Source organism: Pseudomonas sp. D4002 (assembly GCF_013385665.1).
GTDB lineage: Bacteria > Pseudomonadota > Gammaproteobacteria > Pseudomonadales > Pseudomonadaceae > Aquipseudomonas.
The window spans coordinates 11367-26294 of record NZ_JACAPN010000016.1 but is presented as its reverse complement, the minus strand read 5'-3'; the positions used below and the strand labels follow the sequence as shown (position 1 = coordinate 26294).

The 14928-nt window shown below is 60.0% G+C and carries 9 protein-coding genes; 4 read left to right on the top strand and 5 right to left on the bottom strand.

What is annotated here, in order from left to right; translation table 11 throughout:
* Nucleotides 1–24 precede the first annotated feature (24 nt).
* From HX824_RS09780 to HX824_RS09770, 3 genes are all read left to right on the top strand, one after another.
* Entirely contained in the window at nucleotides 25–1083 is a 1059-nt protein-coding gene (locus tag HX824_RS09780; RefSeq protein ID WP_102369052.1) for a lipopolysaccharide assembly protein LapB, read from the top strand.
* A gap of 111 nt (nucleotides 1084–1194) precedes the next feature.
* Nucleotides 1195–2697 carry an ATPase domain-containing protein gene (locus HX824_RS09775; RefSeq protein ID WP_023658825.1) on the top strand — a complete coding sequence of 501 codons (1503 nt, stop codon included), beginning with the start codon at nucleotides 1195–1197 and terminating at the stop codon, nucleotides 2695–2697.
* Nucleotides 2694–4364, top strand: a complete 1671-nt coding sequence (locus HX824_RS09770; protein ID WP_177054478.1) for an ATP-binding protein — start codon at nucleotides 2694–2696, stop codon at nucleotides 4362–4364. Before HX824_RS09775 ends, HX824_RS09770 begins: the two co-directional genes overlap by 4 nt.
* 30 nt (nucleotides 4365–4394) lie before the next feature.
* Here the strand turns inward: HX824_RS09770 and HX824_RS09765 are convergent, their stop codons facing one another.
* The 5 genes from HX824_RS09765 to HX824_RS09745 form a co-directional block, all read right to left on the bottom strand.
* Entirely contained in the window at nucleotides 4395–4772 is a 378-nt protein-coding gene (locus tag HX824_RS09765; protein ID WP_003217591.1) for a response regulator, read from the bottom strand.
* 78 nt (nucleotides 4773–4850) lie between these two features.
* Nucleotides 4851–6044, bottom strand: a complete 1194-nt coding sequence (locus tag HX824_RS09760) for a hybrid sensor histidine kinase/response regulator (protein ID WP_003217587.1) — start codon at nucleotides 6042–6044, stop codon at nucleotides 4851–4853.
* Nucleotides 6038–6637: a chemotaxis protein CheB gene (locus tag HX824_RS09755; protein ID WP_008431027.1), complete on the bottom strand. Its 600-nt coding sequence runs from the start codon at nucleotides 6635–6637 to the stop codon at nucleotides 6038–6040. The genes HX824_RS09760 and HX824_RS09755 overlap by 7 nt, the downstream gene beginning before the upstream one ends.
* Nucleotides 6634–7449 carry a protein-glutamate O-methyltransferase CheR gene (locus HX824_RS09750; protein WP_003217583.1) on the bottom strand — a complete coding sequence of 272 codons (816 nt, stop codon included), beginning with the start codon at nucleotides 7447–7449 and terminating at the stop codon, nucleotides 6634–6636. Before HX824_RS09750 ends, HX824_RS09755 begins: the two co-directional genes overlap by 4 nt.
* Nucleotides 7450–10947, bottom strand: coding sequence for a response regulator (locus HX824_RS09745; RefSeq protein WP_177054477.1), 3498 nt, complete (start codon nucleotides 10945–10947; stop codon nucleotides 7450–7452). It abuts the gene before it with no gap.
* Nucleotides 10948–11227: 280 nt separating this feature from the next.
* Here HX824_RS09745 and HX824_RS09740 point away from each other — a divergent pair, with 280 nt between their 5' ends.
* The gene (locus HX824_RS09740; protein ID WP_256346959.1) at nucleotides 11228–14794 is read left to right on the top strand and encodes a hypothetical protein; all 3567 of its coding nucleotides are present in this window, start codon (nucleotides 11228–11230) and stop codon (nucleotides 14792–14794) included.
* Nucleotides 14795–14928 lie beyond the last annotated feature (134 nt).

The following is a 14928-nucleotide window of genomic DNA, read 5'->3' as shown; positions in this document are numbered from 1 at the left end:
GCTGCCCAGCTTTCGGACGCCTGCATGTCAAAGTCACGCCGTTACTCCATCGTCGGCCTGTGCGCCCTGTTGTTTATTGTGCTGATCACCTGGTATTTCACCCGCACCACGCCGGTGGTGGTGCCCCCGGCCATCGCCCATGGTTACGCCAAGGCCTTGAAACAGGCGCATAACGGTGAACCCGGCGCTGCCCGGGTGCTGTATCAACAGTTGGGCCGCCCGGACCTCTCCGATGTGCGCCGCGCCGCCCTGCATGCCGAACTGCCCAACTACCCCAGCCCCCAGGCCCTTAAGCTGGCGGACAAGGACCTGGCCAACGACGCGCCAATGGTGCGCGAGGCGGCGATTCACAGCATTGTCGGCCTGGTGCCCAGCGGCCAGCGCACGCTGTTGCTCGGGCCACTGCTGGATGACCCCGAGCAAAGCGTCAGGTTTGCCGCGGCCAATGCCTTGCTCGGGCTGTCCCCGGATACCCTGGGCCTGTACTTCGGCCCGTTGCAGCAAGTGCTCGACGAATACGTAAAGCTGCTCAAGGGCCAACCCGAAAGCCCCGAAGGCTGGATCCAGCTGGCACGCCTGTACATTCACAGCGCGCTGCTGCCCGACGCACAAAACGCCCTGGAGCAGGCGATGCGCCTGCAACCGGACAACCTGCAAGCCGTGGTCGCGCAAATTGAACTGCTGGACAAACAGGGCAAGGTCGACGAGTCCCGCCAACTCCTGGCCAAACAGTTGCAGGCCCACCCCGATTCGGCCTACCTGCAACATGCCCTGGGCATGTGGCTGCTGCACCATGGCGAGCGCGCCTTTGCCCTGCTCAGCCTGTCCCGGGCGGTGGAGCTCGAACCGAACAACCAGGATTACCGCTACGACCTGGCCACCACCCTGCACGCCCAGCAGGAACTGGAGGCCGCCCAGCGCCAGCTGGAAGAAATCATCCAGCGCAACCCGGCCAATCGCAAAGCCAGGGTGCTGCTGGTCAATTACTGGAAGGAAACCGGCCAGTTGCAGAATGTGCAGGTGCTGCTGGCACAGCTTGAACAGCAGAATCCGGATGACCCGGCGCTGCAACAGGGCCTGTAAAAGCGGTATTTGATACAAAACGTTGAACCGCCACACGGCGCCAAGGTCAAGTAAATATGGCGCGCCCCAGACGGCGCTGCCGACTACTTATTTGTGACCCGAGGGCACTTCTTGTCTACATCCAAAGAGCTGTTCACAGCAAAGGCGGCCACCGGTATTGAAGGTCTGGACGACATTCTTGCCGGAGGGCTTTCCCGTAGCCATTTGTTCCTGCTGGAAGGTGAACCCGGCACCGGTAAAACCACCGTGGCCCTGCATTTCCTCCAGGCCGGCGCAAAAAACGGCGAACGATCGCTGTACATCACCCTGTCGGAAACCGAGCGCGAGTTGCGCCAGGGTGCCAAGTCCCATGGTTGGGACCTGGACGAACACATTCACATCTTTGAACTGACCCCCCCCGAAAGCCTGCTCAACGCCGAGCACCAGCAAAGCCTCCTGTATTCCTCGGACCTTGAGCTGGGCGAAGCCACCCGGCAGATTTTCGAAGTGGTGGAACGGGTCAAGCCTACCCGCGTCGTGATCGACAGCCTTTCGGAAATCCGCCTGCTGGCGCAAAGCTCCCTGCGCTATCGCCGGCAGATCCTGGCGATCAAGCACTACTTCGTGCGTTACGACGCCACCGTGCTGCTGCTGGACGACCTGACCACCGAGTCCCTCGACAAGACCGTACACAGCGTGGCCCACGGCGTGATTCGTCTCGAAGAACTGACCCCCAACTACGGTGCCGAGCGCCGCCGCGTGCGGATCGTGAAGTACCGTGGCCAGAAATACCGCGGCGGTTTTCACGACTTCACCATCATGGAAGACGGCGTACATGTGTTCCCGCGCCTGGTGGCAGCCGAGCACCGTGGCGGCTACAACCGCCAGACCCTCACCAGCGGCATCCGCGAGATGGACGCCCTGTTGGGCGGCGGGATCGAGACCGGTTCCAGCACCTTGATCCTGGGCCCGGCCGGTACCGGCAAATCGCTGATCTCGATGATCTTTGCCGCGGCGGCCGTCTCCCGGGGCGAAAAAGCCGCGCTGTTCATTTTTGACGAAGAGCTGGGCCTGCTGTTCGAGCGCATGAAGAACATGGGCATCGACCTGGAGGCCCTGCAAGGCACCGGCAACCTGCTGATCGAACAGGTGGACGCCGCCGAGTTGTCCCCCGGCGAGTTCTCCCATCGGGTGCGCCGCTGTGTGGACGAACGCGGGATCAAGACCGTGGTGATCGACAGCGTCAATGGCTATCAGGCCGCGATGCCGGAAGAGAACGCGTTGATCCTGCACATGCACGAACTGCTGCTGTACCTCAACCGCCGTGGCGCCGCGACCTTCATGACCGTCGCCCAGCACGGGCTGGTGGGGGACATGCAGGCGCCGGTGGACATTACCTATCTGGCCGACACCGTGATCCTGCTGCGTTACTTCGAAGCGCTGGGCAAGGTGCGGCGCGCTATTTCGATCATCAAGAAACGCACCGGCAGCCACGAATCGACCATTCGCGAATACCGCATCGGCAGTCGGGGCATGACCATCGGCGAACCGCTTGATGCGTTCCAGGGTGTATTGCGCGGCGTACCGACCTACATGGGCACCGACAACCCGCTGCTCAAGGATGAAAGTTCATGAGTGGCCTGCCGGCCATTTTCGAACGGGCGATTATTCTGGCGCCCCTGGGTCGCGACAGCTCCCTGGCGTTGATGATGCTCAATGAGGCTGGTTTCAACGGCATCATCGCCAGCCATTTGCAGATGCTCTGCGAGGAGCTGGAGCACGGTGCCGGCTTGCTGGTCATTGCTGCCGAAGCCCTGCGCGGTATCGACCTGGAACCGCTGCTCACGTACCTGCATCAGCAACCGGCGTGGTCAGACCTGCCGATTGTGCTGATGACGCACCACGGCGGCAGCGAACAGAATGGCTCGTCGCACCTGAGCACCTTGCTGGGCAACGTGACGTTCCTGGAGCGTCCGTTCCACCCGATCACCATGATCAGCCTCGTGACCACGGCGCTGCGCGGACGTCGTCGGCAATACGAGGCCCGCGACCGGCTGATCGACCTGAGCCAGAGCGAACAGCGCCTGCAAAGCACCCTGGAAACCCTTGAGCAACAGGTGGAAGAACGCACGGCGCAGCTGCGCAATAACGAAGAAGCGTTGCGCCAATCGCAGAAAATGGAAGCCGTCGGCCAATTGACCGGCGGCATCGCCCATGACTTCAACAACATGCTGACCGGCATCATCGGCAGCCTGGAACTGCTGCGCAGGCGCGTGGCTCGGGGCCGCACCGAAGACCTCGACAGCCTGATCGACTTGGGTGTCACTTCAGCCAACCGCGCGGCCGCCCTGACCCACCGCTTGCTGGCGTTTTCCCGTCGCCAGTCGCTGGATTCGAAACCGGTGCAGATCAATCAACTGGTGAGCTCCATGGGTGAGCTGCTGCAACGCAGCCTGAATGAAAGCATTGCCCTGGATATCCGCCTGACCGAGCAACTCTGGACCGCCGAAGCCGACCCCAACCAGCTGGAAAGCGCCCTGCTCAACCTCGCCATCAATGCCCGGGATGCGATGCCCAACGGCGGCAAACTGGTGGTGGAAACCACCAACCGCCACTTGGACAGTGTGTTTACCGCAGCCTACGGCACCCTCACCCCTGGCGACTATGTGGAACTGAGCGTCAGCGACACCGGCTGCGGCATGCCCGAGAGCGTGATCAGCCGTGCATTTGACCCGTTCTTCACCACCAAACCCATCGGCCAGGGCACCGGGCTGGGGTTGTCGATGATCTACGGGTTTGCGCGCCAATCCCACGGGCATGTGTCGATCCACAGTGTGGTGGGCCAAGGCACCACCGTCAGCCTGTTCCTGCCGAGGTATGTCGGCGAGGTCATTGCAGATGAACCGCTCAACCCGGCATTGCTGCCGTTCGCCAATGCCGGCGAGACCGTGCTGATCGTCGAGGACGACCCGGCCGTGCGGGTGCTGGTCAGCGCCGTGCTGAGTGAACTGGGCTATGCCTTCGTCGAAGCCGGTGATGCCGACAGTGCCATGCCGATCATCGAGTCCAGCCAGCGCATTGACCTGCTGATCAGCGACGTTGGCCTGCCCGGCATGAACGGCCGGCAACTGGCGGAGATCGGCCGGCAGGTGCGGCCCGAGTTGAAGGTGTTGTTTATTACCGGCTATGCAGAGCATGCGGCTGTACGGGGCGGCTTTCTGGACCCGGGCATGCAGATGATCACCAAGCCGTTCACCTTTGATCTGTTGACGGCAAAGGTGAGGGAGATGATCAAGGCTTGAAGAGGGAGTGTGCTCCCTCTTCTCAAGACGTTAAGCCAACAGCCGCTGGATATGTTCCTGCAACGTATCCAGATCAAACGGTTTGGCCAGGATCGGCGCATTGCGCGTGATCGGGCTGTTGCAGTCGAGAATCTCCTGCGGGTAACCGCTGATGAAGATCACTTTCAATTCCGGTCGCAGCTTGATCGCAGGCTCGGCGATCTGCACCCCGGAAATGCCGCCAGGCAGGCGGTAGTCGGTCACCATCAGGTCCAGGTGCGGCTTGGTGGCCAGGATTTCAAACGCCTGCTCACCGTCAATCGCCTTCAACACCCGATACCCCAGGCCCGCCAGGTACTCGCCCAACACAAACATAATCGATTCGTCATCTTCGACGATCAGTACAACATCTTGTGCATCTTCACTCATGGGAAGCCTTTGTCCGGTCAATTGCTGCTGATACGACCATGGGGTCACGCAGAGGTTGCGTCGGATTTGCGATTGATTTCATGCCCCGGCCTCCAGGGGCAGGCAGACACGGAACAGCGCGCCCTCGCCTATCCGGCTTTCCACTTCAATGGTCCCGCCGTGGGCCGCGATAATCTGCTCGGAGATAAACAACCCCAGGCCCAGACCCGCCACGGCGTGGTTGGCCGACACGCGCTCGAACTGCTGGAAAATACGCTTCTGGTTGTCTTCGCTGATGCCGATCCCGTGGTCACGTACTTCTACCCGTGCTTCGCCATGCTCGGCGTACACCCGCACTTCCACCGGGCTCTTGGCCCCGTAGCGCAAGGCGTTGGTCAACAGGTTGGACACCACCTGTTCGATACGGAATTCATCCCAGTTGCCCACCACCGGCCCTTCCTGGACCCAGGCCACCGAAGACTCCGCCGCCGCCACCTGCGGCGCAAAATTTTCCAGCAGGTTGTGCACCAGTTGCGTGAGGTCAAAGCGACCGGGGCGAATTGACAGCTTGCCCGTGCGAATGCGCGACACGTCGAGCATGTCTTCGATCAGGCGAATCAGGCTCTGGATCTGCCGCTCATCGCGGTCGACCATGGCGTGCATCTTGTCCAGGGTAAACGCCGCGGCGTTGTCCCGGGCAAGGTGCATCTTGCGCAGCTGGGTTTCCAGGATCAGCCCGTTGAGGGGCGTGCGCACTTCGTGGGCGACGATCGACATGAAGTCATCGCGCATGCGCACGGCCTGCTCCAGTTCGGCCTGGGTGGCCTGCAAGCGCGTGAGCAAGGCTTCCTGCTCGCGCCGGCTTTGCTCCAGGGCTTCAACCTGCTGCTTCATCGCCTTGCTCTGGCGGTACAGGTCAACGAATACGTTGACCTTGCTCTTGACCGCGTGGATATCCAGCGGCTTGTGCAGGAAATCCACGGCGCCGCTTTCGTAGCCCTTGAACGCATAGTTGAGCTCACGGCCGGCAGCACTGACAAACACGATGGGAATGTTCTTGGTCTTTTCGGTGCCGCGCATCAGCTCGGCCAGCTCGAAGCCGTTCATGCCCGGCATCTGCACGTCGAGAATGGCCATGGCGAACTCGTGCTCCAGCAGCAGCGACAAGGCCTCGTCGGCGCTCAATGCCTTATAGACCTGGCGGTCCTCGCGCTTGATCAGCGCTTCAAGGGCCAGCAGGTTTTCCGGCAGATCGTCGACGATCAGCAGTTTGGCCTGGACAGTACTTAACATGGGGAGGATTCCAGGGAAGCCAGCAAGGTGCCGATGCGGCTCAAGGTGAGGATATGGTCAGGTTCATGCAGCGCCAGGGCGGCCCGGGGCATCACAGCGACGCGGGCCTCCAAAGGGTCCTGCACCACCGTGGTACCGCCGCTCTGCTTGACGTGGGCCAGGCCCCGGGCGCCGTCCTGGTTGGCCCCCGTCAGCAAAATCGCCAGCAAGCCCTTGCCGTAGACATCGGCGGCTGAATCAAACAGGTAGTCGATTGCCGGGCGGGAATGGTGCACGCGGTCCTCCTGGCTCAGTGACAGGCTGCGGTCGTGCTCCACCGACAGGTGATAACCGGGGCCGGCAAAATACAGGGTACCGGGCTGGATCACTTCCTTGTCCCGCGCTTCCACCACCTTCATCGATACGCGTCGGTCAAACACTTCCGCCAACTGGCTGCGGCGCTCGTCCGGCAAATGCAGCACGGTAATGATCGGCAGGCCGAAGCTCGCCGGCAGCTCGCCAAAAATGCTCAGCAATGCCTCGACACCGCCCGCGGAAGCGCCGATCACAATGGCCTCGATCCCGGATACCGGGCTGGCAGTAGCTTCATTCATAATTTTCGGTAGATCCGTTCTTGCTTGACCAGGGGTTCGAACTGTTTGCTGTAGGCGGAAAAATCCAGGGTTTCCTTGCTGCCCAGCACCAGGAAGCCGCGGTGACACAGCGATTCATGGAACAATCCAAACGCCCGATCCTGCAACTTTTTATTGAAGTAAATCAATACGTTGCGACAGGAAATTAATTGAGTTTCAGAAAACACGCTATCGGTCGCCAGGCTGTGATCGGCAAACGTCACGTTCTCCCGCAGGGTCTTGTCGAAGATCGCATGATCGTAAGCCGCGGTGTAGTAATCGGCAAACGAACGCTGGCCACCGGCCTGCTGGTAGTTGTGGGTATAGGCGCGGATGTTCTCGAGGGAAAAAATCCCCTGCTTGGCTTTTTCCAGGGACCGGGGGTTGATGTCGGTGGCGTAGATGATGGTGCGTTCCAGCAGGCCTTCCTCACGCAACAGGATGGCCATCGAATACACCTCCTCCCCGGTACTGCAGCCCGCGATCCAGATCTTGATCGACGGGTAGGTCTTGAGCAGCGGCACCACTTCCTTGCGAATCGCCAGGAAGTGCGAGGGGTCGCGAAACATTTCGCTGACCGGAATCGTCAGGAACTGCAGCAACTGCATGAACGCCGTCGGGTCATGCAGCACCCGTTCCTGCAAGGCCGAGATGGTGGCGCAGTCGAACTGACGCAACGCATGGGCCACGCGGCGCTTGACCGAAGCGCCGGAGTAGTCGCGAAAGTCGTAGCTGTACTTGAGGTAAATCGCCTCAATCAACAAGCGCAGTTCGATGTCAGTGCTTCGTTCCAATTAAATCCGTTCCATCTTGGGTAGCCACACGCGAATCAATGAAAACAACCGGTCCAGGTCGATGGGCTTGGCCAGGTAATCGTTGGAGCCTGCCGCCAGGCAGCGCTCCTGATCGTCCTTCATGGCCTTGGCCGTCACCGCGATGATCGGCAGCTTGCGCCAGCGCGGGTCCTGGCGGATCAAGGCGGTGGCCTCGTACCCGTCCATCTCCGGCATCATCACGTCCATCAGTACCAGGTCGATGTCATCGACTTCATTGAGTTTCTCGATCGCCTCGCGGCCATTACGGCCGATCACGACAATCGCGCCCTTGTGCTCCAGGGCACTGGTCAGGGCGAAGATATTGCGTACATCGTCATCCACCAGCAGGATCTTGCGGCCCTCGAACACCTTGTCGCGGCTGCGGGCAGTCCTGAGCATTGTCTGGCGTTCATGGGACAACTGCGATTCGACTTTGTGCAGAAAGAGTGTCACCTCGTCCAGCAGGCGCTCGGGGGAACGCGCGCCCTTGATGATGATCGAGCGCGAATACTTGCGCAGTTCGGCCTCTTCATCGCGGGTCAGGTTGCGCCCGGTGTAGACGATCACCGGCGGGAACGAGCAGATGTCCTCGATGGACATGCGCTTGAGCAGCTCGTTGCCGAGCATGTCCGGCAGCTTGAGGTCGATGATCATGCAGTCGTAGATGTGGGTGCGCAGCAGGTCCAGGGCCTCCTGGGCGAAGCCTACGGCGGTGATCTCGATATCATCGTCGCCGATCAGGCGGGCAATGCTGTCTCGCTGAAGGTCATCGTCTTCCACCAGCAGCACACGCTTGACCTTCTGCGTCAGCTTGGCTTCCAGGCGGGCGAACACATCCTTGAGCTCTTCGCGGGTGGTCGGCTTGACTGCATAGCCCACGGCGCCCATGTGCATGGCGGCTTCGACGCGGTCCTCCACGGAAATCACGTGCACCGGGATATGGCGGGTCCCGGCATGTTCCTTGAGACGTTGCAGCACGGTCAGGCCGGAATGGTCCGGCAGGCGCATGTCCAGCAGGATCGCGTCGGGAATGTACTGTTCCGCCAGGGCGTAGCCTTCGTCTGCGCCATGGGCCACCAGGCAGTGGTAACCCAGTTCATGGGCGAGGTCGAAGAGGATGCGGGCAAAGTTGGGCTCATCTTCCACCACCAGGATGCAACGCGTGGCGAACGGAGCCTTGTCGCGGTCATCGATAAAGCGCGGGATCTGCGCTTCGTGGGCGATCGGCATCGGCGACACCTTGATCGGCGCCGGTGCAGGCACAGGGACTACCGCGCGCGGCTGTTCCAGCGCGGGGGTGTCTTCGTCACGCTCTACATAGTGCTCGGGCACCACCAGGGTAAAGATACTGCCCTGGCCAGGTTCGCTGGTGACGCTGATATAGCCGCCCAGCAGGTTCGCCAGGTCCCGGGAAATCGACAGGCCCAGGCCGGTGCCGCCGTAACGACGGTTGGTGGTGCCATCGGCCTGGCGGAAGGCCTCGAAGATGCTTTCCTGCTGGTCCGGGGCGATGCCAATCCCCGAGTCGCGTACGGTAAAGGCGATGCCCTCCCCCGGTGCCCGGGATACCGACAGGCTGACCTCACCTTTCTCGGTGAACTTGATGGCGTTGGACAGCAGGTTCTTCAGAATCTGCTCCAGGCGCTGGCGGTCGGTGAACAGCATGTGTGGCGAGCCTTCCTGCACCTCCACCTGGAACCCGAGCTTGCGGTCGGCCGCCAGCGGCTCGAACATGCCGCACAGCCCATCCACCAGGCGCGCAACGCTGGTGTTCTCCGGGCGCATTTCCAGCTTACCGGCTTCGACCTTGGAGATATCGAGGATGTCATTGATCAGGTTGAGCAAGTCGTTACCGGCCGAGTAGATCGACTCGGCGAACTTGACCTGTTCGGCGCTGAGGTTTTCCTGGGGGTTCTCCGCCAGCAACTTGGCCAGGATCAACGAGCTGTTCAGCGGCGTGCGCAGCTCGTGGGACATGTTGGCGAGGAATTCGGACTTGTACTTGCTGGAGCGCTGCAACTCGTCGGCACGCTCTTCCAGCTCGATCTGTACGCGGTTGAGCTGGACGTTCTTCTGGTCCATGGCATCGCGCTGCTCGGCCAGGGTCTGGGTCTGTTCGGCCAATTGTTCGTTGGTCTGCTCCAGCTCCGCCTGTTGGGTTTCCAGGTGGGCCTGGGACTCCTTGAGGATGCGCGACTGTTCTTCCAGCTCTTCGTTGGCCGTCTTGAGCTCTTCCTGCTGCACTTGCAGCTCTTCATTGAGCTGCTGGGTTTCGGCCAGCACTTCCTGCAGGCGCTGGCGATAACGCGCGGCTTCGATGGAGGTGCCGATGTTGTCGGCAATTAACTCCAGCAGTTCGACATCACGGTCATCGAGTGCACGCAGGAAACCCAGTTCGATCACCCCGTTGACCCGGCCATCATCGCTGGTCGGTACCACCAGCACGCTGCGGGTCGCACCTTCGCCGAGGCCGGAACTGACCTTGAAGTAATCCACCGGCACATCGTCCAGGCGAATCAGGCGGTCCTGCCGGGCCGATTGGCCGACGATGCCTTCGTCGTTGTAGATCGACTGTTCCTGCTGCTCCTGCTCGCGGGAGAAGCCATAGGTCGCCACGCGTGTGAGGCCGCCGTGCTCTTCACGCACGTACAACGCCGCCACCGCCGAGCCCATGTACTGGGCAAAGAACTGCAAAATGTTGCGCCCCAGCAGGTTCAGCGTCAGTTGGCCAAGGACCTGCTCGGCCAGCTCGGTCTGGCCGTTGCGCAACCAGGCTTGCTGCTCGAGGCGCTTGGCGATCCTCTGCTGCGACATCAGGTTTTCGCTGTAACTATTTGAAAGTTCTAGAAGATTCTTTCGGCCGACATACGCCAGGAAGCCACTCAGGCCGAGCACAAACACCAGGTACAAGGTGACGCTGATGATCGTGGTGCGGGTAACGTCTTCATTGCGGGTGATGCGGAACTGTTGCTCCATCGCCACCGCCCGGTCGTACTCCTTGCGGATCTCGTCCGTCAGGCTCTTGCCACGCCCGGCTTTCACGGCGGTGCGGTAATCGCCGTTTTGCCGCTGCATGTCAATCATCGACTGGGCGTAGGTGTTCCACGCCTGTTGCAACGACTCCAGACGCTTGAGCCGGTCCACCTGCTCCGGATTGTCCGCCACCAGTGCCTGCAAGTTGCGCAAGTCGGAAATGATCCGCGGCTTGGCCACTTCGTACGGGTCGAGGAAATGCTCGTCACCGGTAATCAGGAAGCCGCGCATGCCGGTTTCCAGGTCCACGGTCAGTTTCGAGGTTTCGTTGAGATTGTTGATTACCCGGTCGGTGTGTTCGACCCACTGGATCACCGACAACAGGTAGGTGATCAGAACGACGAAAAACACCGCGCTGAGCACGCCAACGCCCAACGGCAGTGCCACGTTGCGGCCCAGCAATTTACGGAAGCTTTTCTCATCGACAGACGACGCGGGAGTCATGGGCATGCCTTGGCCAATACGGAAAAACGAGGAGTTTGCCCCAAAGTTGCGCCTGAGCGCTATTTTTCTGCTACCCGTAGCGACATGGATTACATAACCCATTGATAAATAGACGAATGGATGTGTTTTTAACACTCGGCAATTGACTTTCCTTCTTACATGGGAACCGAAGTGAGCCTGGAACGTTGTGTGTGGGCCGCCCCACCCAAAGGGGTGCCGTGGGGAACAGGGAACCTCCCCGGAAAAGGCGCGTATCTCCTAATAAAACAGGTACCCACCGATGCAAAATGTCAGCAACCTCTCCGTGCAACAGCCTGCGCCCCAATTCTTTTCCTCCCCTGCTTCCGGGGCATCGTCCCTGAGCCCCCTGCCAGCCACGCCCCCTGCCGTTGCAGCAGCGCCAGCATCAGCCGCCAGCCGCTCCGATGTGCTGAAACAGCCCATGGCCGACCGGCAGAACTGGCAGAACCTGCTGGACGCCATCAACCTCGCAGCCCCAGCCCTGCAAGACTACGACACCGCCCCCTATGTACAGTCCGTCCTGAAGCTCACACAAATGGCCATTCATCCTGACTCGTCCCATCACAACACCCTGGACATGGGGACCAGGGTCAACCAAAGCCTGGAGGCATTCCTGAATGCCAACGGGGTGCCTCTGCCAACCTCCAAGGCCGAGTTGCTCAAGCTGAAACTGGAAGCGATCGTCAGGATCGCCGCCCACCCTTTCGGTGACCTGGGCGGTGCCTTGTCCTGGCCTGCACCGCTGGACCAGAACCAGCAAACTCAGTTGCGCCTGCTTGCGATGAACCACGCCCACCACCTCGGCGATCAGCCGCAAGTCACGCAGACAAAGAGCGTCCTGGACTTTCTCGCGTACCAGAATCCCATTCCTGTGGCCGCCTTGAACGACCCGGCGAAGATCCTCGAGTTTCTTTTAAGCTCGCCCGAAGGCCAACTGATGGGCCAGGCCCTGCAGCGCGGGCTCAATGGTATCGAGACCAAGAACAGCCATTACGACTACCTGCTGGCCGCCATCAGTGCACAGATGGATCCCGAGTCAGTCCAGGCGCCTCAACGGAACAAACTGGCCGGTTTCGACGTGGCCAGTGAAGAACATTGGGGCAAGCCGGCCTCTGCCATCGTCAACGGGCTGAGCGCACACCTGTCGAGCGAGGGCAGAACGAGCCCCGAGATGGCCCAGGCGGGTGCTTACGTATTGCTGGCAAGAACAGCCCCGGAGTTCCTGATCAAAGACATCCCGGCCAGCGTGACCTATGGCAGCCCGGCCTGGGTCAACCTGGCGGTTGCGGCGGCGTCGATTGAAGCGCAGTCGCCGGGCTCGATACCGAACATGACTTTCGCCCAAGTGATGCTCAAGGCCGAAAGCGCTGCACTCGCCGAGCCCGCCGTGACCCAAAGCGCACAGAGGGCAGCGCTGATTGATTGGGCCGTGGCCAACGGCGTTATCAGCAAACAACCCAACGATGCCTACAGCCCCGACCAGCTGGAAGCGATACGCGTCGAGTTCACTCAGCAGGTGGATGAACGCATGAAGGCCTCCACCCTGCTGGAGACCGATATCCCGAGCCGCAAGGCCATTGCACTGGCCCAGCTCAAGGAGCGATTTGGCGAAGATGTGCCGTTTGAAAAAAAGGCCCTGACGGTGAAGGACACCCGCCAACAACAGTTTGGCGTACCGCTTTACGACCCAAACCGCGCACCTGCGGGCCTGCATTCGTTGCTGGACATCGCCATGAGTGGCTTGGGCGATTACACCTGGGAATCCAAGGATCCAGACATCACCCAGGCACTGGAAGGCCAGTCGCTCAAGTTCGACGTAAACGCGACATTTCAAAAGCAGTTTGAAGCGTCGATCAAGTCGCTGAATGACGGGGTTGCCACCACCGTAAAGCACCTGATCGCCAGCCTGCCGCTGGAAGATCGAAAAAACATCGAGCAGGGCAACCTCACTTTTTACCAGCCCTCTGTTTATCAATTGGGCCCAAACCTGGTCACCTCGCTTTTCAAACCGATTAAAAATGAGCTGCTGATACAGGTAGAGGGTGGCACGGAACCTGTTACCTATAGGCTGGACATAAAAAACGGCAGCATCAAAAAAGTAACGCCCCAGGATTTCTCTGCGAGTACCTGGGAACTGGCGATCGAGGAAAACAGAATAAAAAAATTCGACGCTTCAGAGGCCAGTGAGCCCGAGCGCTCAGCCAGTACAGACACGAACCCACTGCCTCCCAACAGCTTTGCCACCGCCCGTACCCAGTACATCGCGGAGGCATTTGTCGAAAACCTCGACCTGGGCAACGAGGATGTCGTCAAGCAAGCCAAAGGCGCCACGACCTACGACAAGCAAATGGAAACCGAGTTGAAGGTGACCCATTTCTTCCTCGACCTCATTCCCTTCAAGTCAGCGATTGCCAACTTTACCAAGGGTAATTACCTGGAGGGGGCGATTGACCTCCAGCTGGACCTGCTGGGCTTTGTCAGCCTGGGTTCGTCCAAAGCGGCACAGGCGGGCACAAAAGCCCTCAGTGCAGGCGCCAAGGCGCTGAATGTTGCCAAAAAGATCGGTGTCGCCACCATCGGCGCCTTGAACCCGGTGGGCGGCTTGGGCGATTTGCTTCTGGGAGGCGCAGGACTGATTAACCGGGGCGGCAAGTTTGTAGTCGAAAAAAGCATTAACGGGCTAAACAAACTCAAGGGGGCAGCCGGCAGCCATGACCTGTTGAAAGCCGCCGGCAAGGGGCATGGCGTCGCGGCAATCGGCACCATCAAGCTGGCGGATCAAACCGTCGAAGCCTCCGCTGTATTGAACAAGGGCGAATGGTACGCGTACGACGCCCTCAAGAAACAACCCTATGGCCCACCGTTGAAGGGGTTCACGCCACAGACCGTGTCGGTCCAGGACAACGTTGAAAGCTTCTGGGAGTACTTTGTCGGAGGGCCGGCCACCAAGGCGCAAAACACACCCTCCAAGCAATTATCCAACTCATTCAAGGCTACGCAGGAACACGCCAGAACAACGAGCCACGATGCGTATATGCGTGGCTATAACAACGGGGTAGTGGATGACATCCCGGGCTACTCGGGCTCCATGGATATCGCAGAGCTCATGGAACTGGCACTTAAGCCGAATCGAAGCCCCGAAGAAATCGGCGCCCTGGCACAGTCAATAGGCAAAAAGCGATCAGAAGTCGGCCTTAAAAACTATGAGTTCTACAAAGCCGAAATTGAGCGCATCCCCGGCATCAAGCTCAGGGGCATGCCCCAGAATTTCTATTTGAGCCATGTGGACACGGTGACCGGAGGCGAATGTGGCGTGTTAGCCAACGCAATGGCCTACGCCGTGTCCGTTGGAAAACAGGACGAGTACATCGACAAGCTTTTCATTGCGGCGGCAACCAAGGAAACCAACCCAAAATCGGCGAGGTTCATCAAGGACATGAGCGAAGCCCAGGATCACTTCAGAAAGCGACCGCACTCGGCTGAAGTCGTCACGCAAAAGTCCTATCAGGCCATCATCGATGACCTGGCCAACGCGACGACGTCCAAGACACTCATCATCGCCACGCCCGTCCACGCGATGACAGCGGGAGTGATCGTGGAAGGCGGCACGCGAAAATGGTTCTATTTCGACCCCAATTTCGGATTGGTCAATTTTCCGACCGAGGACGCCATGAAAAAAGGAATGAAGGAATCGCTGGCCAACAGTAAGACGCCGCTCATCCCGGGAGCGTTTGGGACGCCGACAAACCCGGAATATACGGTCAGCACATTCAAGGCAAGCGAGAACCAGAGCCGGGTCCATGGGTTGGTGTACGGATCCCTTTAACCGATAAAACCGGCAGCTTGAGACCATGGCCGGGGCTTGCTGGTTGTTCCAGCAAGCCCCTGGCAAGTGAGTGGCGGTGATACGCGACATTTGTAGCCGTTACCGGCACAATGTTTTGCTTATCTGGGGAACTT

Coding starts and splice junctions, on each gene's coding strand:
- HX824_RS09780 (WP_102369052.1), top strand. CDS start 25: ATGTCAAAGTCACGCCGTTACTCCATCGTCGGCCTGTGCGCCCTGTTG.
- HX824_RS09770 (WP_177054478.1), top strand. CDS start 2,694: ATGAGTGGCCTGCCGGCCATTTTCGAACGGGCGATTATTCTGGCGCCC.
- HX824_RS09765 (WP_003217591.1), bottom strand. CDS start 4,772: ATGAGTGAAGATGCACAAGATGTTGTACTGATCGTCGAAGATGACGAA.
- HX824_RS09760 (WP_003217587.1), bottom strand. CDS start 6,044: ATGTTAAGTACTGTCCAGGCCAAACTGCTGATCGTCGACGATCTGCCG.
- HX824_RS09755 (WP_008431027.1), bottom strand. CDS start 6,637: ATGAATGAAGCTACTGCCAGCCCGGTATCCGGGATCGAGGCCATTGTG.
- HX824_RS09745 (WP_177054477.1), bottom strand. CDS start 10,947: ATGACTCCCGCGTCGTCTGTCGATGAGAAAAGCTTCCGTAAATTGCTG.
- HX824_RS09740 (WP_256346959.1), top strand. CDS start 11,228: ATGCAAAATGTCAGCAACCTCTCCGTGCAACAGCCTGCGCCCCAATTC.